The 26,575-nt window shown below is 61.5% G+C and carries 23 protein-coding genes and 2 pseudogenes; 8 read left to right on the plus strand and 17 right to left on the minus strand.

Going from position 1 to position 26,575, the window contains the following annotated elements; translation table 11 throughout:
* Positions 1-89: 89 nt before the first annotated feature.
* Positions 90-983 carry a polyphosphate kinase 2 gene (gene ppk2 / locus AC3WJP_RS13465; protein WP_493722738.1) on the minus strand — a complete coding sequence of 298 codons (894 nt, stop codon included), beginning with the start codon at positions 981-983 and terminating at the stop codon, positions 90-92.
* Between the two features lie 22 nt (positions 984-1,005).
* On the opposite strand from ppk2, the gene AC3WJP_RS13470 reads away from it, so the two are divergent.
* Together AC3WJP_RS13470 and AC3WJP_RS13475 are read left to right on the plus strand one after the other, a co-directional pair.
* Positions 1,006-1,461 carry a type II toxin-antitoxin system HicA family toxin gene (locus tag AC3WJP_RS13470; RefSeq protein ID WP_493722730.1) on the plus strand — a complete coding sequence of 152 codons (456 nt, stop codon included), beginning with the start codon at positions 1,006-1,008 and terminating at the stop codon, positions 1,459-1,461.
* Positions 1,458-1,802, plus strand: coding sequence for a type II toxin-antitoxin system HicB family antitoxin (locus AC3WJP_RS13475; protein WP_493722729.1), 345 nt, complete (start codon positions 1,458-1,460; stop codon positions 1,800-1,802). The genes AC3WJP_RS13470 and AC3WJP_RS13475 overlap by 4 nt, the downstream gene beginning before the upstream one ends.
* Positions 1,803-1,829: 27 nt before the next feature.
* Here the strand turns inward: AC3WJP_RS13475 and AC3WJP_RS13480 are convergent, their stop codons facing one another.
* On the minus strand, positions 1,830-2,732 hold the full coding sequence (locus AC3WJP_RS13480) for a LysR family transcriptional regulator (protein WP_493722728.1): 903 nt from the start codon (positions 2,730-2,732) through the stop codon (positions 1,830-1,832).
* A gap of 98 nt (positions 2,733-2,830) precedes the next feature.
* Between AC3WJP_RS13480 and AC3WJP_RS13485 the strand changes: the two genes are divergently transcribed.
* On the plus strand, positions 2,831-4,003 hold the full coding sequence (locus AC3WJP_RS13485) for an aspartate aminotransferase family protein (RefSeq protein WP_493722727.1): 1,173 nt from the start codon (positions 2,831-2,833) through the stop codon (positions 4,001-4,003).
* Positions 4,004-4,092: 89 nt separating this feature from the next.
* Here AC3WJP_RS13485 and AC3WJP_RS13490 read toward each other — a convergent pair whose 3' ends face one another.
* The 4 genes from AC3WJP_RS13490 to AC3WJP_RS13505 form a co-directional block, all read right to left on the minus strand.
* Positions 4,093-4,935: a PhzF family phenazine biosynthesis protein gene (locus AC3WJP_RS13490; protein WP_493722726.1), complete on the minus strand. Its 843-nt coding sequence runs from the start codon at positions 4,933-4,935 to the stop codon at positions 4,093-4,095.
* Between the two features lie 188 nt (positions 4,936-5,123).
* Positions 5,124-5,741: a TPM domain-containing protein gene (locus AC3WJP_RS13495; protein WP_493722725.1), complete on the minus strand. Its 618-nt coding sequence runs from the start codon at positions 5,739-5,741 to the stop codon at positions 5,124-5,126.
* A gap of 27 nt (positions 5,742-5,768) precedes the next feature.
* Entirely contained in the window at positions 5,769-6,533 is a 765-nt protein-coding gene (locus tag AC3WJP_RS13500; RefSeq protein ID WP_493722724.1) for a TPM domain-containing protein, read from the minus strand.
* Positions 6,530-7,141 (minus strand): LemA family protein, encoded by a 612-nt coding sequence (locus AC3WJP_RS13505; RefSeq protein ID WP_493722723.1) that lies wholly within the window; start codon positions 7,139-7,141, stop codon positions 6,530-6,532. The genes AC3WJP_RS13500 and AC3WJP_RS13505 overlap by 4 nt, the downstream gene beginning before the upstream one ends.
* Positions 7,142-7,352: 211 nt before the next feature.
* Between AC3WJP_RS13505 and AC3WJP_RS13510 the strand changes: the two are divergent.
* Positions 7,353-8,129: pseudogene (locus tag AC3WJP_RS13510) on the plus strand (PAS domain-containing protein); the annotation flags it as partial.
* A gap of 105 nt (positions 8,130-8,234) precedes the next feature.
* Positions 8,235-8,666 (plus strand): annotated as a pseudogene (locus tag AC3WJP_RS13515) (methyl-accepting chemotaxis protein); the annotation flags it as partial.
* A 129-nt stretch (positions 8,667-8,795) separates the two neighbouring features.
* On the opposite strand, the gene AC3WJP_RS13520 reads toward AC3WJP_RS13515, so the two are convergent.
* Positions 8,796-10,898 (minus strand): glycosyl hydrolase family 28-related protein, encoded by a 2,103-nt coding sequence (locus AC3WJP_RS13520; protein ID WP_493722722.1) that lies wholly within the window; start codon positions 10,896-10,898, stop codon positions 8,796-8,798.
* A 344-nt stretch (positions 10,899-11,242) separates the two neighbouring features.
* Here AC3WJP_RS13520 and AC3WJP_RS13525 point away from each other — a divergent pair, with 344 nt between their 5' ends.
* Positions 11,243-12,433 carry an MFS transporter gene (locus AC3WJP_RS13525; protein ID WP_493722721.1) on the plus strand — a complete coding sequence of 397 codons (1,191 nt, stop codon included), beginning with the start codon at positions 11,243-11,245 and terminating at the stop codon, positions 12,431-12,433.
* A gap of 123 nt (positions 12,434-12,556) precedes the next feature.
* On the opposite strand, the gene hemB is transcribed toward AC3WJP_RS13525, so the two are convergent.
* The 10 genes from hemB to hmpA form a co-directional block, all read right to left on the minus strand.
* Complete coding sequence (gene hemB / locus AC3WJP_RS13530) at positions 12,557-13,531, minus strand: porphobilinogen synthase (RefSeq protein WP_493722720.1); 975 nt, start codon at positions 13,529-13,531, stop codon at positions 12,557-12,559.
* An 18-nt stretch (positions 13,532-13,549) separates the two neighbouring features.
* Entirely contained in the window at positions 13,550-14,704 is a 1,155-nt protein-coding gene (gene cfa / locus AC3WJP_RS13535) for a cyclopropane fatty acyl phospholipid synthase (protein ID WP_493722719.1), read from the minus strand.
* A 396-nt stretch (positions 14,705-15,100) separates the two neighbouring features.
* A complete protein-coding gene (alaC, locus tag AC3WJP_RS13540) occupies positions 15,101-16,318 on the minus strand; it encodes an alanine transaminase (protein ID WP_493722718.1) in 1,218 nt (405 codons plus the stop codon).
* Between the two features lie 295 nt (positions 16,319-16,613).
* Positions 16,614-17,498, minus strand: a complete 885-nt coding sequence (gene cyoE / locus AC3WJP_RS13545) for a heme o synthase (protein WP_493722717.1) — start codon at positions 17,496-17,498, stop codon at positions 16,614-16,616.
* Between the two features lie 9 nt (positions 17,499-17,507).
* Positions 17,508-17,840, minus strand: a complete 333-nt coding sequence (gene cyoD, locus AC3WJP_RS13550; protein WP_493722716.1) for a cytochrome o ubiquinol oxidase subunit IV — start codon at positions 17,838-17,840, stop codon at positions 17,508-17,510.
* The gene (cyoC, locus tag AC3WJP_RS13555) at positions 17,840-18,469 is read right to left on the minus strand and encodes a cytochrome o ubiquinol oxidase subunit III (RefSeq protein WP_493722715.1); all 630 of its coding nucleotides are present in this window, start codon (positions 18,467-18,469) and stop codon (positions 17,840-17,842) included. The genes cyoD and cyoC overlap by 1 nt, the downstream gene beginning before the upstream one ends.
* A 3-nt stretch (positions 18,470-18,472) precedes the next feature.
* Positions 18,473-20,488, minus strand: a complete 2,016-nt coding sequence (gene cyoB / locus AC3WJP_RS13560; RefSeq protein ID WP_493722714.1) for a cytochrome o ubiquinol oxidase subunit I — start codon at positions 20,486-20,488, stop codon at positions 18,473-18,475.
* Positions 20,489-20,491: 3 nt separating this feature from the next.
* Positions 20,492-21,430: a ubiquinol oxidase subunit II gene (gene cyoA, locus AC3WJP_RS13565; RefSeq protein ID WP_493722713.1), complete on the minus strand. Its 939-nt coding sequence runs from the start codon at positions 21,428-21,430 to the stop codon at positions 20,492-20,494.
* Positions 21,431-21,995: 565 nt separating this feature from the next.
* The gene (locus AC3WJP_RS13570) at positions 21,996-22,502 is read right to left on the minus strand and encodes a disulfide bond formation protein B (protein WP_493722712.1); all 507 of its coding nucleotides are present in this window, start codon (positions 22,500-22,502) and stop codon (positions 21,996-21,998) included.
* A 163-nt stretch (positions 22,503-22,665) separates the two neighbouring features.
* Positions 22,666-23,838 (minus strand): NO-inducible flavohemoprotein, encoded by a 1,173-nt coding sequence (gene hmpA / locus AC3WJP_RS13575; RefSeq protein ID WP_493722711.1) that lies wholly within the window; start codon positions 23,836-23,838, stop codon positions 22,666-22,668.
* 158 nt (positions 23,839-23,996) lie between these two features.
* Here hmpA and norR point away from each other — a divergent pair, with 158 nt between their 5' ends.
* Both norR and AC3WJP_RS13585 read left to right on the plus strand, forming a co-directional pair.
* Complete coding sequence (norR, locus tag AC3WJP_RS13580) at positions 23,997-25,589, plus strand: nitric oxide reductase transcriptional regulator NorR (RefSeq protein ID WP_493722710.1); 1,593 nt, start codon at positions 23,997-23,999, stop codon at positions 25,587-25,589.
* An 81-nt stretch (positions 25,590-25,670) separates the two neighbouring features.
* A complete protein-coding gene (locus AC3WJP_RS13585; protein ID WP_493722709.1) occupies positions 25,671-26,570 on the plus strand; it encodes a chemotaxis protein in 900 nt (299 codons plus the stop codon).
* Positions 26,571-26,575: the final 5 nt, after the last annotated feature.

Consider the following 26,575-nt stretch of genomic DNA (forward strand, 5'->3'; position numbering starts at 1 on the left):
CCCCCCCCCCCCCCCCCCCCCCCCCCCCCCCCCCCCCCCCCCCCCCCCCCCCCCCCCCCCCCCCCCCCCCACAGGGTAAGACGTTCGGGCTAGTACACCAACGGCACAAACAACTCCGGCGGCGTCGGTGTACGGCTGTAGTCCTCCTGGCGCACGCGCTGCGGCAATTCGATGCGCGGCGTCTCGACCTCTTCGTACGGCATCTGCGCCAGCAGGTGATTGATGCAGTTCAGCCGCGCCTTCTTCTTGTCATCCGCCTGCACCACCCACCACGGCGCCTCGGCGATGTGGGTGCGGGTGAGCATCACCTCCTTGGCCTTGGTGTAGGCCTCCCAGCGGCGCCGCGATTCCAGATCCATGGGGCTCAGCTTCCATTGCTTGAGCGGGTCGTGGATACGGCTCAGAAAGCGCAGATGCTGCTCCTGGTCAGAGATCGAAAACCAGTACTTGATCAACTGGATGCCGGAGCGCGCCAGCATCCGCTCGAACTCCGGCACGGTACGAAAAAACTCTTCGTACTGGTCGTCGTTGCAAAAGCCCATGACCTTTTCCACACCGGCACGGTTGTACCAACTGCGGTCGAACAGCACGATCTCGCCAGCCGCCGGCAGATGCGACACATAGCGCTGAAAATACCACTGGGTACGCTCGCGATCGTTCGGCGCCGGCAATGCCGCCACCCGGCAGACCCGCGGATTGAGCCGTTGCGTGATGCGCTTGATCACCCCGCCCTTGCCCGCCGCATCCCGCCCCTCGAACAGGATCACCACCTTGTGGCCGGTCTTGACCACCCAGGCCTGCAACTTCACCAACTCGCCCTGCAGCCGGAACAGCTCCTGAAAATAGAAGCGCCGCGCGGCCTTCTCCGGGCTTTCGGGGGTGTTGCGATCGAACAGCTCATCCAGCATTTCACCGTCGTCCATCAACTCGAGCTCAAGCTCCTCATCGCTGTGATCGAGCAACTCGCGGTGAATCCGGTGCATCAGGTTTTCGGTGGTGGCGTACATGGTGAAAGCCCCGTGGCTGACGGATGAGGCTCGCAGCTTAGAGACATTTTGTTACGACCCGGTGAAGCCCTACGAGCTTTTAAGATCCGTCCTACATCAGCTTCCCCTGCCTCCGATTTATATCCTGATCTGCCTATTGGTAGGTTTGCACTCCCAGCTGAAGACCCCGGCTGCTATCATCAAGCGATATCACCTCATGATAAAAAACAAGCATCGAAAGACACTCGAATCCATATTTCGCGTGCCGACAAGTCCCTCGATCAAATTCTCGGATATCGAAAATCTGGTTGTGCATCTGCAAGGGGAAATTATCGAGCGGGAGGGCTCGCGAATCATACTCAGGATCGCAGGCGAGACTTGGCGCTGCCATCGCCCTCATCCCGGCAAAGAAGCCAAACGCTATCAAGTAGAAGAAGCTCGGGATTTTTTTTCACGGGCAGGAGTAACCCCATGAACACCATGAATTACAAAGGCTACACGGCGAGGATCGACTTCGACGAACGCGATGACATCTTCGTTGGGCGCGTCCTTGGCGTGAGAGACATCATCAGTTTTCACGCGTCTTCGGTCAGCGAATTGAAGGCCGAATTGGCGATCGCCATCGATGACTATCTGGATGATTGCGAAACGCGCGGAATTTCCCCCGACAAGCCGGCGTCGGGCAAAGTGATGTTGCGGATCAGACCCGAGGTCCATGCGGCTGCCACTCTCGCCGCGCAAGCCGCAGGACGAAGCTTGAACCAGTGGGCTGACGAGGTTTTCGAAAAAGCTGCGAAGGCCACCCCGCTCAGCTGAATGACGCGTACTGGCTGCTTTTCAGACTCAACGCCCCCACCGCGCCATCACGAAATCCACGAACCGTCGCAGCTTGGGCAGTCGATAGCGGTCCTGGGTGTAGACCAGGTGCATCGGCCGGCTCGGCGGTGGGTAGTCTTTGAGCAGGGCGATGAGTTTGCCCTCTGCCAGGTCCTGGCCGACCACCACGTCCGGGAGCATGACGATGCCCATGCCGGCCAGGGCCGCCTGGCGCAGTGCTGGGGAGCTGTTGATGGCCATGGGGCCGGACACCGGGACCACCACTTCGCCGTGCGGGCCGGTGAGCCGCCACTCCTTGGCCACCGATTGCCAGTCATCCCCGGCCGGGTAGGAAAACGCCAGGCAGTCGTGCTCGCGCAGTTGCTGCGGCTCGGTCGGCATGCCGCGACGTTGCAGGTACTCGGGGGCGGCGCAGATGTTGAGGGTGTAATCCTGCAACGGGCGGGCGATCAAGCCCGACGTCTCGATCACGCCCAGGCGGATGGCCGCATCGAAGTTCTGCTCGATGGGGTCGATGATCTGGTTGGTCAGCACCACTTCCAGCTGCACCTGCGGGCACTCCAGACTGAATGCGGCCAATGCCGGTACCAGGCTCTCAGCGCCGAACGCTGGAGCCGCCGTCAGGCGCAACACGCCACGCGCTTCATCCTGGGCCTGCGCCGCCAGTTGCTCGGAATCATCCACCAGCCCGAGCACGTCCTTGCAGCGCTGGTAGTAGGTGGCGCCGAACTCGGTGAGGCTCTGGCGGCGGGTGGTGCGCTTGAGCAGGCTGACGCCCAGGCGTTGCTCTAGCGCGCGCAGGTGATTGCCGACCATGGTGGTGGACAGCTCACAGGCGTGCGCCGCCGCAGTCATGCTGCCGGTTTCCACCACTTTGACGTACACGTTCATGGCCTGGAACAAATCCATTATCAACTCCTGCTTTAAAGTAATCTCAGGATAGACGCGTTTATCCCCTTCGGGTGGTTAAAGATACTGGCAACAACCAATCGAAGGAGATCGATGCCGTGACCGCCGCCAGCCTGATGAATACCTACAAGCCCCTGCCCCTGCAATTCCAGCGCGGCCTGGGCACCCGCGTGTGGGATCAGCAGGGCCGCGAGTACCTGGACGCGGTCGCGGGCGTGGCGGTGACCAACGTCGGCCATTGCCATCCGCGCATCGTCGCGGCGATCACCGAGCAGGCCGGCCTGCTGCTGCATACCTCCAACCTCTACGGCATCGACTGGCAGCAACGGCTGGCGGCCAAACTGACCAGGCTGTCCGGCCTCGACGCGGCGTTTTTCAACAATTCGGGCGCCGAGGCCAACGAGACCGCACTCAAACTGGCGCGCTTGTATGGCTGGGCCAAGGGCATCGAAGCGCCGCTGATCGTAGTCATGGACAACGCCTTTCATGGCCGCACGCTGGGCACCCTGGCGGCCAGCGATTGCGCGGCGTCGCGCAGCAGTTTCCAGCCGCTGCCGGGCAATTTCCTGCGCGTACCCTTTGGCGACATGGCGGCCTTGCAGGCGTTGACGCGCACTTATGCCGAACGCATCTGCGCGGTGTTGCTGGAGCCGGTGCAAGGCGAAAGCGGCGTGCAGACCGCGCCTGTGGGCTACCTGCAAGCCCTGCGCGGGCACTGCGACAGCCAGCGCTGGCTGCTGATGCTCGACGAAATCCAGACCGGCATTGGCCGTACCGGGCACTGGTTCGCCTTCCAGCATGCGGGCATCGTCCCGGATGTGCTGACGCTGGCCAAGGCGCTGGGCAATGGCATTCCCATCGGTGCCTGCCTGGCCCGGCAGCGGATCGCCGATTTGTTTACCCCGGGCAGTCACGGCAGCACCTTTGGCGGTAATCCGCTGGCCTGCCGGGTGGCCTGCACGGTGCTGGAGATCGTCCGCGACGAGGGGCTGCTGGCCAATGCCGCGCGCCAGGGGCACCGGTTGCTGGCAGGGTTGCGCGAGGCGTTGGCGGATAACGCCAATGTGCGGGAAATCCGCGGCCTGGGGTTGATGGTGGGGATCGAGCTGAAGGAGCCGATGCGCGATCTGGCCCTCAGGGCCGCCGAGGAACAAGGGCTGTTGATCAATGTGACGCGGGGCAAGATCGTGCGCTTGCTGCCGCCGTTGACGGTAACCGATCGCGAGCTAGACATGATCGTCGGCAGGCTAGAGCAGTTGCTTCTGGTTTGAGACTGAGGCGTGAGCCCGCTTCCACAAGGGGCACGCAGATCCCTTGTGGGGCTGTGCCCGCGAAAGGCCCATCGGCTGCATTGGCGACTTCAGCCTAGAGTGACCTGCCCCTCGATGCAGGTCACCACCGCGCCGCCGATCCAGATGTCATCGCCGACCTGCTCGACGCTGATCCGCCCCGCACGGCCAAGCACGGTGCCCTGACTGGCGATGTACCGCGCCGGCGCTTGTCCGGTGCCCAGCAACCAGCGGGCGATGCCGGCATTGAGGCTACCGGTGGCCGGGTCTTCGGGCACGCCGTCGCCGCCGATAAAGGCACGCACTTCGAACTGCGCCTCCTCGCCGTCCTCGGCCTGCCACGGCGCCACCACGCCGACGTCGAGGCCGGCCAGACGGCCGTAGTCCGGTTGCAAGCTCAGCACCCGCGCCCGGCTGGGCAACATCAGCGCCATCCACGGCACGCCGTTGTCGACCCATTGCGCGCCAAGAATCTCCTCTGGACGCAAATCCAGGGCCTGGCGCACGCGCTCCAGCAACTCGGCTTCAACCGGGCCGGCCCGCAGCAATGGCGGCGCGGTAAACGCCAACTGCGCACCCTGGCGGCGAATCCGCACGAGGCCAATGCCACACTCCTGAATGATCTCCTCGCCCTTGGGCTGGCCGCCGGCCTGCAGCCAGGCATGACAGCTGCCCAGGGTCGGATGGCCAGCAAAGGGCAGCTCCCGAGCGGTGGTGAAAATCCGCACCCGGTAATCTGCACGCGGGTCCTGGGGCTGAAGCAGGAAGGTGGTCTCGCTGAGGTTGGTCCAGTTGCCGAACGCCGCCATGCGCGTGGCGTCGAGCTCATCGGCACCGAGCACCACGGCGAGCGGGTTGCCCTTGAGCGGTTGGGTGCTGAAGACGTCTACCTGCTTGAATGCGAAGATGCTCACTGGGAAGGCCTCGTGCCAGGGAAAAGCCGCACTGTGCCCGAGTCCTCGCCGCCCTGCAAAGTCATTCAGGGGCCGGCACCATCCCTGAAACGATGAGAGTTGGCTTGGCACGCTACCCGGTGGATGCCACCGGGCTGCGCCTCTTTGTCGTGGGCTGCCGTCCTCGCTGCCCGACGCGAGCACCTTGATCAGTCAAGGATGATCAAGCGATCAGGCAATTCGTTACGAGCCTGAGTCAGCGGCACATGGCGCTTGAGATGTTCGCCGCAGGCCTCGATGCAGGTCAGGAAGCCCTGCAGGGTCTGCCCACGGCCGACCGCCTGGGTGAAGTCGGCGACGATCGCTGCCCAGGTGTCATCGCCGATGCGCGCGGATATACCGTGATCCACCAGGATCTCGACGTAACGCTCGGCCTCGGAGACGAAGATCAACACCCCGGTGCCACCCACCGTGTGGTGCAGCTTGCGTTCGAGAAACTGACGCCGCGCCAGGTTGGCCGCCCGCCAGTGCCGCACGCGTCGGGGGATCAGGCGTGTGGTGATCGCGGGCAGCCGAAACAGCAGACCGATCACGATAAACGTCAGCCATTGCACCAACAGTAACTGGTGCGCGCTGAGCCAGGCCGGGTAATAGTTGACGATGCCCGGCACCAGCAATGCGATCAGGCCGGCCCAGAGCAGCGGAATGTAGGCGTAATCGTCCGCGCGCGGCGCGAGCACGGTGACCAGTTCGGCGTCGGTCTCGAGCTCGACACGAGCGATAGCGGCGGCGACCTGTTGTTGCGCACTTTCATTGAGCAGGGTCATATCAGGGTCAGACTCGTCATCATTCGTTTACCAGCCACCGGAAGCTCCACCGCCGCCGAAGCTGCCGCCGCCACCACCAAATCCACCGCCACCGCCACCACCAAAGCCGCCACCGGAGGAACCACCGCCCCCCAGTACGCTGCCCAGTATCGCGCCGTTGAGCACCGAGCGCCCGCCCCCACCACGGCCGCCACCACCCCCACCGCGAACGATCAATACCACGACCACGATCAGAAACAGGAACAACGGCCAGGGTAATTGCTGGCGCCCCTGTTCACTGGCCGCGCGTTGCTGCGGCTGGGCCAACGGATCGCCACCCAGCACCTGCAACATGGCCGCCGCGCCCGCCTGGATGCCGGCGCTGAAATTGCCCTGTTTGAAGGCTGGCAAAATGACGCTATTGATGATGATCGACGACTGCGCGTCGGTGAGTCTGTCTTCAAGGCCATAACCGACTTCGATACGCACTCGCCGCTCATCCTTGGCGATCAGCAGCAGGGCGCCGTTGTCCTTGCCCTTCTGGCCGATGCCCCAGGCGCGGCCCAACTGGTAGCCGTAGTCTTCGATGGTGCTGCCCTGCAGGTCAGGCACGGTGACCACCACCAGTTGCTCGCCGCTGGCCTGCTCGTGAGCCTCGAACATCTGGCTGATCTGCGCCCGCGCATTGGCATCGAGCATACCGGCCTGATCAACCACCCGCCCGCTCAGCGCGGGGAAGGTCAGAGCCTGGGCGACGTTCACCACACCCCACAACAGCAGCGCCAGGCACAGCTTCACTACCGATGGCCTCATTGAAACTTCACGGCAGGGGCTTCGTTGGCATTGGCCGCAGTCGCCTTGAAGTTCTCGCGTACCTGCATGTCGCGGTACATGGTCATCCGCCAGAGCTTGCCGGGGAAGGTGCGGATTTCGGTGTTGTACTTCTCGACGGCGGTGATGAAATCACGCCGCGCCACCGCAATGCGGTTTTCAGTCCCCTCGAGCTGCGATTGCAGTGCCAGGAAATTCTGATTGGACTTGAGGTCCGGATAGCGCTCGGACACCACCATCAAACGGCTCAAGGCGCCGCTGAGTTGCTGTTGAGCCTGATCGAACTGCTGCAGCTTGGCCGGATCGTTGATAGTGCTCGCGTCGATCTGGATCGACGTGGCCTTGGCCCGTGCTTCGATCACCTTGGTCAGGGTGTCCTGCTCCTGTTTGGCGTAGCCCTTGACGGTCTCCACCAAATTGGGGATCAGGTCGGCGCGCCGCTGATACTGGTTTTCCACCTGCGCCCAGGCCGCTTTGACCTGTTCGTCGTACTGGGGAATGTTGTTGATGCCACAGCCAGACAGCAAGCTGGCGAGGACCAGCAACCCGAGCAGGCGGGTTCTGGGAAAAGCGCGAAAGATGAAATCCATGATTGCGTGTCGTTCCTTGCGGGTTGGGCGGTCAGGCCACTGGGCGGATGTATCGAGACTAGCAGTTGCAGTTGCAAAACCCCTGCTACGCTCAAGAACGGGTATGGGCAATGAGCCAGTACCCGTCAATCGGGAAAACTGTCTGGTAGATCAAAAAACGCTGGATCGCGTCGATAAACCTTATTAACTGTTTCCTACATCTGGTATCGCCATGTTCAATACTCGTTCCAAACAGGAGTTGACGGCGCTGCGCGCCGAGGTTTCCCTGCTGCGGCAGGTGCAGGAAGCCATGGACAAAGAGATGATCACTCTGAGTATCGATGCGCAGTTTCGCATTACCCACATCAACTCCAGATTCACCCAGGCCATGCAGCACAACGAATCGTCTCTGCTGGGACGGTCGCTGGACGAGATCGTTCCGGAGTACGTCAAGAAACTCGATTGCTATCGCAACCTCAAGGCCGCCATCGCCCGCGGCAATTCAATCGGCGACCTCTACCGCCTGCTGCGCGCCGATGGCAGCGAAGCCTGGCTGCGGGCGTTCTGGAACCCGCTCAAGGACGAACAGGGGAATGTCTTTCGCGTCGACTGCATCGCCACCGACGTGACCGCCGCCGTGGTGACCGCCAAGGAAAACGAAGGGCTGATCAATGCCCTGCTGCGTTCCACCGCCGTGATCGAGTTCAACCTGCAAGGCGAGGTGCTGACCGCCAACGATCGCTTCCTGCAGGCCATGGGCTACCGCCTGGACCAGATCAAGGGCAAGCACCACAGCATGTTCTGCGATCCGGTGGAGGCCAATTCATCTGAATACCGCGAGTTCTGGGCGACCCTCAACCGTGGCACCTTCATCGCCGACCGCTTCAAGCGTGTCGACAGCAACGGCCGTACGGTGTGGCTCGAGGCGTCCTACAATCCGGTGCACGACACCAGCGACAAGCTCTACAAAGTGGTCAAGTTCGCGACCCTGGTGACCGATCAGGTCAACCGTGAGCAGGAGGTCAACGAAGCCGCGCATATCGCCTTCAGCACCTCGCAGCAAACCGATGTGAGTGCCCAGCGCGGCGCCAGCGTGGTCAAGGAAACCGTCGACACCATGCACAAGATCGCGGACGAGATGGAGTCGGCTTCTCAAGGCATCGAGGCGCTGGGCAAGCAGTCTTTGTTGATCAGTTCGATCGTGCAGACCATCGGCGGTATCGCCCAACAGACCAACCTGCTGGCCCTCAATGCCGCCATCGAGGCTGCGCGCGCAGGCGAGCAAGGCCGCGGCTTTGCCGTGGTGGCGGATGAGGTGCGGCAGTTGGCCGGGCGCACCAGTACGGCCACTGAAGAAATCATCAATGTGGTGCAACAGAACCAGAAGCTGGCGGAGGAAGCGGTGCGCGGCATGGCCAACAGCCGCACCCAGGCCGAGCAAGGCTTGAACCTGGCCAACCAGGCCGGTGACGTGATCGTTGAAATTCAGGATGGCGCCAAGCGGGTGGTCAGTGCGGTGGGGCAGTTTGCCAGTCAGTTGCGGTGATGCCTACACCTCTGTGGTGAGGGGGCTTGCTCCCGATACGGGGTGTCAGACACGAATACTCGTCTGACACACCGCATCGGGAGCAAGCCCCCTCACCACAGAATCGGCTGTATAACCACATGCAATGGATCAAACCGTTTCGTGCGCCACCCCGATCACCGTGATCGGCTCCACCGTGCCATCGCCCAGACCGTGAGTCTGGTACGGCTCCGAGGTCACCACCGAACTGCTCTGATTGGCAAAGATGACGTTGTTCGCTGTCAGATCGTTCAGGTGATTGCCACTAAGCAATATCTCGAAATGCTGGCCATCCCGGTCGGACGGCTCAAGTGACTTGAGCGCAGTCTTGTCCCCCGCCGCGCTGAGCACCACTTTCAACATACCGTTGTAGCCATTGCCCAAGCCACTGAAGCCCAGCGCGGAGACGTCGATCAGGTCGTTGTCCTGTTCGTTGAAGTCAGTGATGGTGTCGCGCAACGCCGTCCCTCCGGCGCCGTCATAGCGGGCGCTGTCGCGCACGTTGGTGAATACGAAGGTGTCGGCGCCGGCGCCACCGGTGAGGGTATCGCCGCCCGGCCCGCCATTGAGCCGATCGTCACCGGCACCAGCGTCGAGCACGTCCTTGCCGGCATTGCCGAGCAAGGTTTCTGCGCCTGCTGTACCGGTCAATACGTCCCGGCCGGAGGTGCCGCTGAGCTCATGCTGGAAGTTGTCGTCGGTGAGGCTGCCACGGTAGTCGCCCTTGAGCACCAGTTCGAAACGGTTGCCCAGCACATCCTCCTCGAAGCTCTTCAGGTAGGTGAGGTCCTTGGCGGCGTTGTACGACAGGTACAGGGTGCCGTCGTGGCCGTCACCCAGGCCGCTGATGTTGATGTCCGCCAGATCGAGCTTGTCGTGTGCGGCATCGAAATCGGTGATGCGGTCCGCGAAGGATTTGCTCGCCGTACGGTAGCTGTCCTCCAGGTCGGTGAAGCGGAAGATATCGTTGCCCGTGCCGCCACTGAGCGTATCCACGCCGCCGCCGCCGACCAGGGTGTCATCGTTGGCACCGCCGTTGAGCACGTCATTGCCGGCCTGGCCGAACATTGTGTCGCGGGTGATGCCGCCGGTGATGGCGTTGCCGTCGCGGGTACCGAAGGTGAAGATCTGCGAGGGGTTTTTCGCCGAGTCGCTGTGTTCGCCGTAGACCTGCGCGCCGCCATCGATCATGTTGCTGATGACGTTCTGATTGACGAAGTTGTAGTCGCCGGCCCCTTGGGCCTCCAGCACGCCGTAGGTGGAGTGCGCACCGCCGGTAATGATATTGGTGCCGATGGTGTTGAACTCCGACGCGGGCGTGGCCGATTTGCCGGTGCTGGCGCCAACGATCTGCACCTCGGCCGAGTTGCCGTTCTGCGCGTTGTGGGAGATGTGGTTGTAGGACACGTCGCCGAACGAACTGGCCTCCAGCGACACACCGGCATCGCCGTTGTCATGGATATCGGCGCCGCTGATGGAGAACAGTTCCGCCGCGCTGACGGTCACACCATCGCCGTGATTGCCATAGATGACCCCACCTTCGACCGACAGCGCACTGCGGGCGCCGCTGGTGCCCTCCTGCAGAAACACGCCACTGCCGCCGTTGCGGTAGGCGTCGCTGTCGATCATGCTGACGTCGCCGCCCAGGTTGTAACCATTGCCGCCGTTGGCGTAGGCACTGTTGTGGCTGAAGGTGCTGTTGCTGAGGTAATCGGCCACCAGGCCATCACCGCTGTTGTCGTGCACGCTGCTGTGGCTGAGCGTGATCTGGCTATTCTTGCCCTGCAGGTCGAGACCCGCGCCGGCGAAATTCTGCGCCTCGATGCTGTCGAGTTGCACCTGGGTCGCGCTGCCGTTGAGCCAACCGGTGGCGACGGCGGCGGTGTGTGCCGAGTTGCCATCCAGGGTCAAGCGACTGGCACCGACATCATGGCTGTTGTTGCCGGCCTTGATCAGGCTGGTGACGCCCACACCGGCGCCGTCGGCCAGCTTCAGCGTGGTGGTGCCGATACCGTCGCCTTGCAGGGTGACGTTGCTTTTCAGGGTCAGGCAACTGCCGGCCTTGGCGCTGAGAATGTAGGTGCCGGCATCCAGGTGGACCTGGCCACCTCCGGCGGCTGCGGCGGCGTTGATGGCTTTTTGCAGCGCGGCGGTATCATCACTGCTACCGTTACCGGTCGCGCCGAAATCGGCGGCATTGAACACTGTGGTCATGAGTTCTCCAGAACCTGCGAGTGACTCCTTGATCGCCCACTTGGCGCACTGCTGCGCAGTACACGCCAGGCCGGCGAACAGACTGCGAGAGAATTGGACAGTGTGGGCGAACTCAGAGGTTTTTCCAGATTTGCGCCCGTGAGCCGACGAAACGCCGATTGGCTGTCGCGCAAGATTCTCTGCGAATATGACGGCGACTTGGCAGGCGAGCCTTGCTCCCACAGGTGAAGAATGCGGGAGCAAGACTTGCCCGCGAAGAGGTCGGCGCCCCCATGACACGCTGCGAACCCTGGCAGAACGCGGCGGGTCACACCCTAAACCAAGCCCTTGAGACAGAGCCTTCCATGACGGATAAAACGCCCCACACACGCCGCGACTTCCTGCTGGTAGCCGTGGCCTTCTTCATCAGCATGATGGGCACCACCCTGCCGACGCCGCTGTATGCGCTGTACCAGCAGCAGTTGGGTTTCGATGCCATCTGGCTGACGCTGATCTTCTCGGTGTACGCCGCTGGCGTGATCGCCGCGCTGGTGCTGGTCGGCAGTTGGTCGGACCAGATCGGCCGCCGCCCGCTATTGCTCGCGGGCCTGCTGATGGCGGCGATCAGTGCGGTGATCTTCCTCACCACCCACTCGGTGGGCGGCATGCTGGCAGGCCGGCTGTTTTCCGGTTTCAGCGCCGGGATCATGACCGGCACCGCAACCGTGGCGGTGGTCGAGTCGGCGCCCCAGGCGTGGCGCAACCACGCGACCCTGATGGCCACCGCGGCCAACATGTTCGGCCTGGGCTTCGGCCCGTTGCTGGCAGGGTTCACCTCGCAATATCTGCCGTGGCCGATCACTCTGATCTTCTGGTTGCACCTGGGCCTGCTGGTGCTGGCGGCTGCAGGCGTCGCCATGGCACGCGAGACCGTGCAACGGCCTGCGCAGATCCGCCTGCGGATCATGCGGCCGAGTATCACCCCGGCGGTACGCACACTGTTCATTCCTGCGGCGATCGCCGGGCTGGCCGGGTTCAGCGTCGCCGGAGTGGTCACCAGCCTGGTGCCGTCGATCATGCGCCAGTTGATGGGCCAACAGGGCGGTCTGGTGATCGGCGCCGTGTGCTGCCTGTTCTTCGTCGCTTCGATCTGCGGCCAGGCAGCGCTGAAATGGATCGCCGCCAGCCAGCAGATGACGGTCGGGTGCTGCGGTTTGATCGCCGGCGTACTGGCGTTGGGCGCGAGCATCCATACCCATCAGATGAGCCTGTTGCTGTTGGGCGGCTGCCTGTCCGGCGCCGGTCAAGGCATGGTCTTCAAGGCGGGGATGGGGGCGGTCATGGCGGCGTGCCCGCCACAGCAGAAAGCGGCGGTGACCTCGGCGTTGTTCATCGTGTTCTACTTCTCGATGTCGCTGCCGGTGATTGCCTTGGGGTTCAGCATTGCGCCATTCGGCTTGAGCCTGGCGGGTGAGGTGTTCAGCGGGATTATCGCCGGGGTGGCGGTGCTGGCGATGGTGAGCATGGGTTATGCCCGGCGCGCAGCGGCCGCCTGAGAGCTTCGGTGGGAGACCCTGTGGCGTACGGTGTGTCAGACGCAGCCATGCAGCTGACATACCGTATCGGGGGCAAGCCCCCTCGCCACAGGGGGGGTGGCAGATAGCAAGTGCAACTGCGGATCAGATTCCGTCGCGGGCGATGTCCATGGCGAAGTAGGTGAAGATCAGGTCCGCGCCGGCGCGCTTGATCGCTCCAAGGCTTTCGCGCATCACGCGGGCCTCGTCGATGGCACCGGCCTGGGCGCCGAACTTGATCATCGCGTACTCGCCACTCACTTGATAGGCCGCCAGCGGCAAGCGCGAGGCTTCACGGATGTCGCGGATGATGTCCAGATAGGCTCCGGCCGGCTTGACCATGATCGCGTCAGCGCCTTCCTGCTCGTCCAGCAGCGACTCGCGCACCGCTTCACGGCGGTTCATAGGGTTCATCTGGTAGGTCTTGCGATCACCGGTCAATGCCGTGCCCCCCGCTTCGCGGAACGGACCGTAGAGCGCCGAGGCGAACTTGGTGGAGTAGGCCATGATCGAGGTCTGGTTGAAGCCCGCCGCGTCCAGCGCACTGCGAATGGCTTGCACCTGACCATCCATCGCCGCCGACGGCGCAATGAAATCCGCCCCCGCCTGGGCCGCAACCACGGCCTGACGGCCGAGGTTGAGCAAGGTCGCGTCGTTGTCGACTTCATGGCCGTGCAACACACCGCAGTGGCCGTGGGAGGTGTACTCGCAGAAGCAGGTATCGGACATCACCACCATCTGCGGCGCGGTGTCCTTGATGATGCGCGACATCCGCGCCACCAGGCCGTTGTCGTTCCAGGTGTCGCTGCCGGTCTCGTCGAGATGGTGCGAGACGCCGAAGGTCATGACCGAGCGGATACCGGCACGGGCATAGCGTTCGATCTCGCTGGCCAGCTTCGACTCGGGGATGCGGTTGACACCGGGCATGGTCTTGATCGGGACGAAATCGTCGATGTCCTCTTCGACGAAAATCGGCAGCACCAAGTCATCCAGGCTGAACTCCGCCTCCTGGAACATCGACCTTAGTTGCTCGTTGCGCCGCAGGCGACGTGGACGTGCTGCGGGGAAATAACTGGACATCGGGGATTCCTTGATTGATCAAACGACGCGCTCATAGCCGCCGAGTACGCCTTTTTTCGACAGTACCCATTGCCAGAGCTGAATATCACGGGCCCTGAAGGCCCCGGCGCACGACAGCAGATAATAACGCCACATGCGGTAGAAACGCTCGCCCATTACTTGCGAGAAACGTGGCCAGGCCGCTTCGAAGTTCTCGCACCAGGCCATCAGCGTCTTGTCATAGTCGGCGCCGAAGTTGTGCATGTCTTCGGCCACGAACAGGCCGTCCATGGAATCGCCGATCTGGCCGATGGACGGCAGGTCGCCATTGGGGAAGATGTATTTATCGATCCAGCGATCGGTGGAACTGTTGCGCTGGTTCTTGCCGATGGTGTGCAGCAGGAACAGGCCATCGTCCTTCAGGCAGCGGTGGGCCATTTCCATGTAGGTGCGGTGGTTCTTGCGGCCCACGTGCTCGAACATGCCGACGCTGACGATGTGATCGAACTGCTCGTCGACTTCGCGGTAATCCTGCAGGCGAAACTCCAGCGGCAAGTCAGGGTATTGGCGCTTGGCCCAGTCGCATTGCTCTTTGGAGATGGTCACGCCGACGCATTCGACGCCGTAGTGCTCGGCCGCGTAGGACATGAAACTGCCCCAGCCACAACCGATGTCCAGCACGCGCTGACCGGGCTGCAGGCGCAGCTTGCGGCAGATCAGGTCGAGCTTGGCGTTCTGCGCCTCGGTCAGGTCCTTAGCGTCGCGCCAGTAGCCGCAGGTGTAAGCCATGCGCGGGTCGAGCATGCTCTCGTAGAAGTCATTGCCTAGATCGTAATGCTGCTCCCCGACCTGAAAGGCGCGACTGCGGCTTTGCAGGTTGACCAGCTTGGCGCGTACCGCATGGAACAGCAGGGCCGCCGGGTTGACCAGGTCTGCCACCCCGGAGCGCAGCAGCCGAGCAAAGAACTCATCCAACTGCTCGGCGTCCCAATCGCCGTTCATGTAGGCCTCGCCCAGACCGAGGTTGCCCTCGGCGAGTGCGCGCTCGGGCACTTTCGGGTCCTTGAGCTGCATATCCCAGGGGGCTCTGCCATCCAGGCTCAGGCCGGCTTTGGAGAGCAGGTCTTGGGTAAACCGCAACGCACTGGTGCTGCGGGTCGAAGAAGCGGGTGAACCAGAAAGCTTGGTGTGCATAGCGATCCCCTGTTCTTTGCATTCGATCTAGTAATGCGTGAGTCGTACGTCCAAAAATTTAGAGCTCACGCAAAAGGCGAAAGTGCCGTCCACAGCATAGCCGCCGCTGCCTGAGAGGCAATGGCTGCGGCGTTGCAAGGCGACTTTATGACGCGCTTTCATGGACATTTTCATCATCAGCTAATCACGTCGAGCTTATGCCCGAATGCGCGCAGTTAAAAATGTCCATTTGGGAAAAGTTATTTTCCGTATCGGTAATAATCAAGCCACCGCTGTATGTAGCGTAGCTATGTTATCGCCGATAGGTAATCGCCGAGTCGAATCAAGGCGGGCGTGCACAAACCAGGGTGAGGCCTGTGGCGAGCGTGTCGCCCCCGCCACAGGTTTACGGCAGGGTTATTCGACGCCGGCCCTGGCCTTCTCGTCCGCCCGGAACATCTGCCGAATTCCGCGCACCGCCTGGCGAATGCGGTCCTGGTTCTCGATCAGGGCGAAGCGCACGTGATCGTCGCCGTAATCGCCAAAGCCGATCCCTGGCGACACGCAGACCTTGGCCTCGGCCAGCAGCTTCTTGGCGAATTCCAGCGAGCCCAGATGCGCGTACGCCTCTGGAATCTTGGCCCATACGTACATCGACGCCTTGGGGTTCTCGACCATCCAACCCAACTCGTGCAGGCCCTTGACCAGCACGTTGCGGCGCTGGCGATACTGCTCGGCGATGTCCAGCACACACTGCTGATCGCCTTCGAGCGCGGCGATGGCGGCGACCTGCAAGGGGGTGAAGGTGCCGTAGTCGTGGTAGCTCTTGATCCGCGCCAGGGCGTTCACCAGCTCCGGGTTGCCGACCATGAAACCAATCCGCCAGCCGGCCATGTTGTAGCTCTTGGACAGGGTGAAGAACTCCACCGCGATGTCCTTGGCGCCCGGCACCTGCATGATCGACGGGGCCTTCCAACCATCGTAGACGATGTCGGCATAGGCCAGGTCGTGCACCACTAGCACGTCGTAACGCTTGGCCAGGGCCACCACGCGCTCGAAGAAATCCAGCTCCACGCACTGGGCGGTCGGGTTGGACGGAAAGCCCAGGATCATCATCTTCGGCTTGGGGATGGACTCGCGAATGGCCCGCTCCAACTCGTTGAAGAAGTCCACGCCGGGCACCAGCGGCACCGAACGAACCTGGGCGCCGGCAATCACGGCACCGTAGATGTGGATCGGGTAACTGGGGTTGGGCACGAGCACGGTATCGCCCTGATCCAGGGTGGCCAGCATCAAATGCGCCAGCCCCTCTTTGGAGCCGATGGTGACGATGGCTTCGTCTTCAGGGTCGATCTCGACGTCGTAGCGATCCTTGTACCAGCGCGAGATCGCCCGGCGCAGGCGCGGGATGCCGCGAGACGTGGAGTAACCGTGGGTGTCTTCGCGCTGGGCGACGCTGACGAGTTTTTCGACGATGTGTGGCGGGGTCGGGCCGTCGGGGTTGCCCATGCTCAAGTCGATGATGTCTTCGCCACGGCGACGCGCCGCCATCTTCAGCTCGGCAGTGATATTGAAAACATAGGGGGGGAGACGATCTATGCGCGCAAAGCGGCGCGGCGAACGATGTTCGGCCATGACTTCCTCGAAACGTAAGCGCCCGGAACCGTCCGAGCGACGTCGGCCACTGCGGTGGCCTGGGCCAGGAAGATAATGACCCCGCCCCCTGGTTGTCAATGCTCACTATGTAGCGAGGGGGCTTGCCCCCGAAAATCGTGTCAACGACATCTTCGTAGCTGGCGCACTTATCGGGGGCAAGCCCCCTCGCTACAGTGTCCAGGATTATCCAACGACAGTAACGAAAACGCCCCGGACCTTGCGGCCCGGGGCGTCTCGAATTGCAGCAGGCTTTCGCCCGGCGCCTACGCGTGGATCAATACGCGTAGGCCAACAGCACCGCTGGTACCTTGAAGTCCACGGACATCATGATGCTCAGCGCCGTGATGGTGAAGATCGAGAACACGAACAGCTTGCGTGCCCACTTCACATCATCGGATGTCTTGTAGCCGGTCCAGGCCATGTACAGCCAGTACATGCCCATCGCCGCCGCCACCGCCATGTAACTCATGCCGGCATAGCCGCCAAGGGTCAACATCAGGGTCGCTACCAGGAACGCCGCGATGTAGTACAGGATGTGGCGCTTGGCGACGTCGATGCCACGCTTGACCGGCAGCACCGGAATCGATGCGGCCAGGTAGTCGTTGAAGCGGAAGATCGCAATCGCGTACGAGTGCGGCATCTGCCACAGGCTGAACATCACCAACAGGGTCAGCGCGGCGAGGTCGAAGTGATTGCTCACCGCGACATAGCCGATCACCGGCGGCATGGCGCCGGAGAGGCTGCCCACCAGCGTGCCGTGAACCGACTTGCGCTTCAGGTAGAGGCTGTAGAAACCGACATAGATGATGAAACCGATCAGGCCGAACAGCGAGGCCAGCGGGTTGGCCAGCTCGCAGAGCATGCCCAGTCCGGCGACACCCAGAATCGTGGCGTAGGTCAGGGCGACTTTCAGAGAAATCTCGCCCTGCACCAGCGCTCGGTTCTTGGTGCGCTCCATCTTCAGGTCGATGTCGCGGTCGATGCAGTTGTTGAATGCACAGCCCGACGCCACCACCAATGAAGTGCCAATCACTGTAGCGAGGAACAGCCAGAGATTGACCGTTCCTTGCGAGGCCAGGAAGAAGCCGCCTGCCACAGAAAGCACGTTACCGAAAATGATCCCCGGTTTGGTGATTTGGATAAAGTGCTTAATGGACATGCGCCTGCCTCACTTCGCCATCATGAAGTGATGAATGCTGAACATGATCCACAGCGACAAGCCGACCAGGAACGCAATGATCAACGCCGAGAACACGAATGCAATCACGTTCCAGCGCTGTTCCGAGCTGCGGTCCAGGTGGAGGAAGTACACCAGGTGCACCAGGACCTGAACCACGGCGGTGACCAGGACGACCAGCAGGGTCATGTCCTTGGGCAACGCGTGGGTCATGACCGCGGCGAACGGGATCGCCGTCAGGATCACCGACAGGATGAAACCGATCATGTACGACTTGTAGCTGCCGTGGCTGCTACCAGCGGAAGTGGTATGAGCGTTAGCCATTACAGGGTCCCCAGCAGGTAGACAACGGTGAATACGCAGATCCAGACCACATCCAGGAAGTGCCAGAACAAGCTCAGGCAGCTCATGCGAGTCTGATTGGTCGCGGTCAGGCCGTGCTTGCGAATCTGCAGGATGACCACAGCCATCCACAGCAGACCGCTGGTCACGTGCACACCGTGGGTCCCGACCAGAGTGAAGAACCCGGACAGGAAGCCACTGCGATCAGGACCGAAGCCCTCTTCGATCAGCTTGTGGAATTCGTTGATTTCCATACCGATGAAAACCAGACCGAACAGGAAGGTGACGAACAACCACAACAGCACCTTGCTCTTGTCACCTTTGTACATCGCCAGCATGGAGAAGCCGAAGGTGATGGAGCTCAACAGCAGTGCCGCGGTTTCGACCAGCACGTAAGGCAGTTCGAAGATGTCGGCGCCCGAAGGGCCGCCGGCAACGTTGTTCACCAGGACTGCGTAGGCGGCGAAGATCGACGCGAACAGGATGCAGTCCGTCATCAGGTAGATCCAGAAGCCGAAGACCGTCATGGCCCCGGCGTCGTGATGATCATCGTGGCCATGATCGTGATCATGGCCGTCGGCGACAGCGCCGTGAATTGCTGTATTGGACATTATTTAAGCCTTCTCCACCGTGGAGTTCAGACGGCCATGAGCGGCACTGGCGGCAGCCAGAGACTTCATGTGTTCGCCCTCGATGCGTGCTACCACGTCAACCGGCACGTAGTAGTCGATATCGTTGTCGTAGCTGCGGATGATCACACCGGCAATCATGCCGACCAGACCGATGATCGCGGCCCACCAGATGTGCCAGATGAGCGCGAAACCCAGCACCAGGCTGAACGCACCGATCAGGACGCCCATACCGGTATTGCGCGGCATGTGGATCGGCTTGTAGGTCGCAGCCTTCTCGGTCGCCTGGGAGCGTTCTTTCATGCCCCAGTAAGCGTCCAGGTCGGAAACGGCCGGCACTTCAGCGAAGTTGTAGAACGGTGGTGGCGACGAAGTCGACCATTCCAGCGTACGGCCATCCCATGGATCGCCCGTGGTGTCGAGGTTCTTGTGACGGTCGCGAATCGATACGTACAGTTGCAGCATCTGGAAGAAGATACCCGCAGCGACGAACAGTGCACCAACCCAGGCCGCCAGCAGCCATGGAGTCCATTCCGGGTTGTTGGTGTGGTTCAGACGACGGGTCATGCCCATGAAGCCCAACACGTACAACGGCATGAACGCCAGGTAGAAACCGACCAACCAGCACCAGAACGAGTACTTGCCCAGACGCTCGTTCAGCTTGAAGCCGAAGGCTTTCGGGAACCAGAACGAGAAGCCGGCCAGGTAACCGAACACGGCACCACCGATGATCACGTTGTGGAAGTGAGCAATCAGGAACAGGCTGTTGTGCAGTACGAAGTCAGCACCTGGAACGGCCAGTAATACGCCAGTCATACCGCCGATACTGAAGGTCACGATGAAGCCGATCGTCCACAGCATTGGCGTGGTGAACTCGATGCGACCGCGGTACATGGTGAACAGCCAGGTGAAGATTTTCACACCCGTCGGGATCGCGATCACCATCGTCATGATGCCGAAGAAGGCGTTGACGTTGGCACCCGAACCCATGGTGAAGAAGTGGTGCAGCCAGACGATGAACGACAGTACGGTGATGGCGATGGTTGCCCATACCAGCGATACGTAGCCGAACAGACGCTTCTTGGCGAACGTCGAGGTCACTTCGGAGAAGATACCGAACGCTGGCAGGATCAGGATGTACACCTCAGGGTGACCCCATGCCCAGAACAGGTTGACGTACATCATCGGGTTCCCACCAAGTTCGTTGGTGAAGAAGTGGAAGCCCAGGTAGCGGTCAGCGGTCAGCAGCAGCAGGGTCGCGGTCAGGATCGGGAACGAAGCGGCGATCAGGACGGCGGTGCACAGGCAGTTCCAGGTGAACACCGGCATTTTCATCAGGGTCATGCCAGGCGCACGCATCTTCAGGATGGTGACGATGAAGTTCACCCCTGTCAGCAATGTACCCAGACCCGATATCTGCAGCGCCCAGATGTAGTAGTCGACCCCCACGCCCGGACTGTATTGCAGCCCCGCCAGCGGTGGATAGGCTACCCAACCGGTCTTGGCGAATTCGCCGACACCCAGGGAGATGTTGACCAGCAGCACCGCAGCCACGAACAGCCAGAAGCTGACGGAGTTGAGGAACGGGAAGGCCACGTCGCGTGCGCCGATCTGCAGCGGCACGACGATGTTCATCAGACCGATCATGAATGGCATGGCCATGAAGATGATCATGATCACACCGTGAGCGGTGAAGATCTGGTCGTAGTGTTCCGGCGGCAGGAAGCCGGTGGAGCCGCCGGTGGCGACTGCCAACTGGGAACGCATCATGATGGCGTCGGCAAAACCGCGCAGCAGCATGACCACGGCCACGACGATGTACATCACGCCGATACGTTTGTGGTCGACAGTGGTCAACCACTCGGTCCACAGATAACCCCACTTCTTGAAGTAGGTGATTGCTGATACGACGCCCAGGCCCAATATGGCGACGACCGCGAGGGTCACCATCACAATCGGCTCGTGGAACGGTATCGCCTCCAGACTTAATTTACCGAACATCTTTTACTCCTTCGCCCCAGCAGCTGAATTCGCGCCCATGTCCATCCCTTCCATACTGCCACCGGCTTCGTGCTCGGAGTGCAGACCTTTACCTGGGTTCATGCCTTCGTACTTGTCGAGGATGGTCTGAAACAGGTTAGGCGCATACGAGCTGTACTCGACGGCAGGATTGTTTTCGCTAGGCTTGGCCACTTCAGCGTATTCAGCCGTATCAAGCTGTTTAGGTGTCGCCTTGACTTTACTTACCCACGCATCGAAATCAGCCTGGGAGGTCGCTTCTGCTTTGAACTTCATACCGGTGAAACCGGCACCGCTGTAGTTGGCGGAGATACCGTCAAACACACCGTTTTCGTTGGCTATCAGGTGCAGCTGGGTCTGCATGCCGGCCATCGCGTAGATCTGGCCGCCGAGTGCCGGGATGAAGAACGAGTTCATCACCGAGTCGGACGTGATGCGGAAATTCACCGGGGTGTTGGCCGGGAACACGATCTTGTTGACCGTGGCGATGCCTTGCTCCGGATAGATGAACAGCCATTTCCAGTCCAGGGCTACGACCTGAATGGTGACCGGCTTGTTCTCGGATACCAGGGGTTTGTACGGATCGAGGCGGTGAGTGGATTCATAAGTCACCCAGCCCAGCGCGATAATGATCAGCAGCGGGATGCCCCACACTGTCAGTTCGATCTTGGTGGAGTGAGCCCACTCTGGCTGATAGTCGGCATCCTTGTTGGACGCGCGATATTTCCACGCGAACATGAAGCACATGACGATCACCGGTACGACCACCAGCAACATCAAGGCGAATGCGATGAAAATCAGGTTACGTTCGTCGATGCCGACCTGCCCTTTCGGATCCAGCAGGGTCCAGTTGCACCCGCTGAGAAAAAGCATGCCGAAAAAGGGCAATATGCCAAACAGTCTGGGGTAACGCTTTTTGCTCATCTCACGACCTCTAAAGCAGCTTGCTTCAATGCAATTGTGTTGTGATCGCCAACACTTCGTCCTGCCAAGCGTCAGCATTTATCGGTATCGAAAACGGGCATGCCTCTAGATCAGCTGCTGTTGGCAGACCAGTGTAGTACGGTGTTCTATTATTGTGGCTTCGTCGGCGCTACGCCTTCAACGGACCCGATCCATCGGGTGCAGGACATCCTGAAGGGACCTTCTACACGACACCGCGAAGCTGGATGCCCGAGGCTCTGAACAGCGCATCTGCGCAGGATTCGGAGGGCTTTCAGGCGGTACCGCAAGGCGGAAAGTGCCGCGATTGTAGTGAGGTAACCCCTCAATGAATACGGTTTAGTTAGCAACAGTTACTTCCGAATTATGCAACAATCGGCCGTAAATTCAAGTCCTTGCGACACGATGTCGCACCCTCGCAGATCCGCCGACACGCCCGGAATATCTGGGCCGCAGGCGAATGAAGCAGAATAAATCGTCATTCTCCGCGACGAAACCGCACAGGCGACAATTTGTATCGGCCTGCAATTATGAATCTGAAGAGTAGCTATGCGTTCCGACGATTTCTGTAAACGCACAGCGGTACCAGCACGGCAGTCAGCACAAAGGCGGTCAACGCCCATTGCGCCAGCGACAAACCGAGCACCGGCGGGTACGGCGTAGTGCAGAAGCCAGACACCTGGAAGACCATTGGCCACCAGTTCGCCATTGGCAATCCATCGACGATCGGTTGCAGCACATCGATACCGCAGCTATCCGACGGATGGGCGAGTACCCAGGCGTGATTACCGGCGGCGGCGATTCCGCCCAGCGCACTCAACACCACCAGCGCTTCGAAAAACGTCATCGACTTGCGCCCCGGCATGGCGGCAGCAATGAACGCGAAGATGGCGATCAGCAGCAAGGCGTAACGTTGCAGGATGCACAGCGGGCAAGGTGCCTCTTGCAAGACTACCTGCATGTACAGCGCGCCGCCGATCAACGCCAGGCAGATGATCCCCAGCAGCACCAGATAACGCCGCTCGCGGACCAGCCGCACATTGATGTCACTCATGGGTTTTCCTTTGTTCGCCAGTTCGAATCGACCCGCGGCCGATTCCCGGCCGCGGATGAAAAGTGGGCGCCAGTCTACGCCCACGCAACGCCAGCGAGTAAAGGGTAACGCGATTAATCCAGGATTAACTCTGTGCAAATGTTACATGGGCTTCATTTCGCTTTTATTGATCCAGCGCACTGGCCGGGCCGAAAAACTCGTAGCGGCACTGCTGCTGCGGCACGCCACGGGCGATCAGCAGCTTGCGCACGCTGGACATGAAGCCCTTGGGCCCGAGGAAGTAGGCATCCACATCGCGGGTTTCAGGCAACCAGCGCCCCAGCACGTATTCATCCAGATAACCGACGGCGTCCGCGCCCGCTTCCTGCTCGTAGCAATAGAAGCGCTTGAGCTGCGGATACTGTTGCGCCAAAGCGTCGACCTGCGCCTTGAATCCGTGGGCAGCGCTGTTGCGAGCGCAATGAATGAAATGCACCGGGCGCCCGGTCGGCAAGGCCGCCTCGAGCATCGCCAGGGTCGGGGTGATGCCGACGCCACCACTGATCAACACCAGCGGCTTGTCACTTTCGCTCAGGGTGAACTCGCCGGCGGGCGCGAACAGGTCGAGGGTCGCGCCTATCGCCAACTGATCATGCAGGTAGTTGGAAACCTTGCCGCCCGCTTCACGCTTGACGCTGATACGGTAGTCCTTGCCATTGGCCAACGCCGACAACGAGTAGTTGCGCCGATGCTCCTGGCCCTCGATAAAGACCCGCACACCGATGTACTGCCCAGGCGCGGCCCGCAGAACCGCCTGGCCATCGGCGGGTTCGAAATACAGCGAAGTGATCTCGGCGCTTTCCACTACCTTGCGGCTCAGGCGGAACGCCCGCGCGCCACGCCAGCCACCTTCCGCCTGCTCACTCGCCAGGTACCTGGCCTCTTCGGCACCGATGAGAATGCCAGCCAACTGCCCGTAAGCAGCGCCCCACGCCTCGATGACTTCAGGCGTGGCGATGTCCTTGCCGAGCACCTCTTCGATGGACTGCAGGAGGTACTTTCCTACAACAGGGTAGTGTTCCGGAAGAATCTGCAGCGAAACGTGCTTGTTGATGATACGAGTCACCAGATCACCCAACGCTTCAAGCTGGTCGATATGCTTGGCGTACATCAATACACCATTGGCCAGCGCGCGCGGTTGTGCGCCATCGGCCTGGTGCGCCTGGTTGAACAAAGGCCGCAGCTCGGGGCACTCGTTGAGCAGAAGCTTGTAGAAGTGTGTGGTCAGGGTCTCACCGCCGGTTTCCAGCAAGGGAACGGTGGCTTTGACGATTGCGCGGTGCTCTTGGCTTAACATGGAAAAGCTCCTTGAACCTTCAGGCTCACGATAATGGCTGATCAGTACAATCCATTTTTCATGCCATTCATTTTGTTCTTATAAATCAACGAGTTGAAAACACTAGAGTCATAATGACTCCAACTTTGGTAGAGTCATAACGACTACAAGAGGTCTTTATGACTGCCAAGCCTTTGCTGACTGCCCTCCTTCCTCTGGTCGAGGATCTCTCCCGTGAACTTTCCGAGGCGGAACGTTATCGCCGCCTGCTGGAGGCCTTGCGTGCCCTGTTGCCCTGCGACGCCGCCGCGCTGCTGCGCCTGGAAGGCCAGTGGCTGATCCCGCTGGCAGTCGACGGCCTGAGCACCGATACCCTGGGGCGGCGCTTCAAGGTCAACGAACACCCGCGCTTTGAGCAACTGCTGGCCAACCCGACACCCACGCGTTTCGACAGCCACAGCCCGCTACCTGACCCTTACGACGGGTTGGTGGATGGTTTGCACGAGCAACTGCACGTACATGACTGCATGGGCTGCCCGCTGATGATCGAGGAACGCCCCTGGGGCCTATTGACCTTGGACGCCCTCGACCCGCACCGCTTCGACCACCTGGACCCAGGCGCCCTGCAAGCTTTCGCCAGCCTGGCCGCCGCTACCGTCACCGTGGCCGAGCGCATGCAGCACCTGGCTCGACGCGCCGAAGACGAGCACCAGCGCGCCGAAACCTACCGCCAGGCCAGCGGCCAGCAAGACCAGCCAATGATTGGCCAGAGTCCCGCGTTCAAGCGCCTGCAGGAGGAAATCGCACTGGTCGGCCACAGCGACCTCACCGTGCTCATCACCGGCGAAACCGGGGTAGGCAAGGAACTGGTCGCCCAAGCCATCCATCGCAGCTCTTCGCGTGCGCACAAACCTCTTGTGAGCATCAATTGTGCGGCCCTGCCAGAAAATCTAGTCGAGAGCGAGCTGTTCGGCCATGTCCGCGGCGCATTCACTGGCGCGCAAAGCGATCGTCGGGGCAAATTCGAACTGGCGGATGGCGGCACCTTGTTTCTCGATGAAGTCGGCGAACTACCGCTGGCCGTGCAGGCCAAACTGCTGCGCGTCCTGCAAAGCGGCCAGCTGCAACGGCTCGGCTCGGACCAGGATCAACTCGTGGACGTCCGGGTGATCGCCGCCACCAACCGCAACCTCGCCGAAGAAGTGCGCGCGGGCCGTTACCGTGCCGACTTCTATCATCGCTTGAGCGTATTCCCGCTGCACATTCCCGCCCTGCGCGAGCGTGGCCGGGATGTGTTACTGCTGAGCGGCTATTTTCTCGAACTCAACCGGTCCCGCCTGGGCCTTGATGGCCTGCACCTCGAGGCAGGCGCTCAGGCGGCGCTGCTGGCCTATGCCTGGCCGGGCAATGTGCGTGAACTCGAACACCTGATCGGCCGCAGTGCCCTAAAGGCCTGGGGCCGACGCTCCGGTTCCCGGTTACTGGGCCTGAGCGCCTGCGACCTGGATATCGATCAGACGGCCGATCCCGGCATCGACATGCCGGCGCCCGCACGGCCGCCATTCGGCACCGCCGCGGCTGCGGCAGCGGCTGGGGCAGCGGCAGCCCCCGCGACCGGTGGCGACCTGCGCCTGGCTACCGAGGCCTTTCAACGCCGCATGATCGAAGCCTGCCTGGCCCGGCACGGCCATAATTGGGCGAGCGCCGCGCGTGAACTCGGCATTGACCGCGCCAACCTCAATCGCATGGCCAGACGGCTGCTGTTGAAGTAAGCGCGGATAAAGGCTAAAGCCTGCCGCTTGAAGGTCGATAACCCCATCAATGTTCCCTCCCTCACGACTCAGAAGGTCCTTATGTCGTCCCCTAAAGCCCGCGCGGATTCGTTATCGCTGTTGCTGTTCACCCTGCGCAGCGGCAAATTGATGGCGATCAACCTGCTGAAAGTCAGCGAGATCATCCCCTGCCCGCCGCTGACCCGCCTGCCGGAGTCGCACCCGCACGTCAAAGGCGTCGCGACCCTGCGCGGCACGTCGCTGTCGGTCATCGACCTCAGCCGCGCCATTGGCGAGATGCCCCTGCTCGACCCCGCCGGTGGCTGCCTGATCGTCACCGACGTCAGCCGCTCCAAGCAGGGCCTGCATGTGCAGGCCGTGAGCAAGATCGTGCATTGCCTGACCACCGACATCCGTCCGCCGCCCTTCGGCTCAGGCAACAAGTCCTACATCACCGGCGTCACCCGGGTCGATAACACCTTGGTGCAGGTGCTGGATATCGAAAAAGTCATCCACGGCATCTCCCCCATGCAGGTCGAGGCCGTGACCGATGGCCTGAGCGCGGAAGATGCAGAATTGCTGGCCACAGCCAATATCCTGGTGGTCGACGACAGCCAGGTGGCGCTGCAGCAATCGGTGCTGACGCTGCGTAACCTGGGGCTGTCCTGCCACACTGCCCGCAGCGCCAAGGAAGCCATTGAACAGCTGCTGGACCTGCAAGGCACCGCGCAGCAGATCAACATCCTCGTGTCGGACATCGAGATGTCGGAGATGGACGGCTACGCCCTGACCCGCAGCCTGCGCGAGACGCCGGACTTCCAGGACCTGTATGTGCTGCTGCACACCTCGCTGGACAGCGCCATGAACAGCGAGAAGGCCCGGCTCGCGGGCGCCAATGCGGTATTGACCAAGTTCTCCTCGCCAGAGCTGACCCACTGCCTGATTCGCGCGGCACGGGCGGTCAACGGCCTGCCTGACTGAACCCA

The organism is Pseudomonas sp. GW821-FHT01A09, from assembly GCF_058986725.1.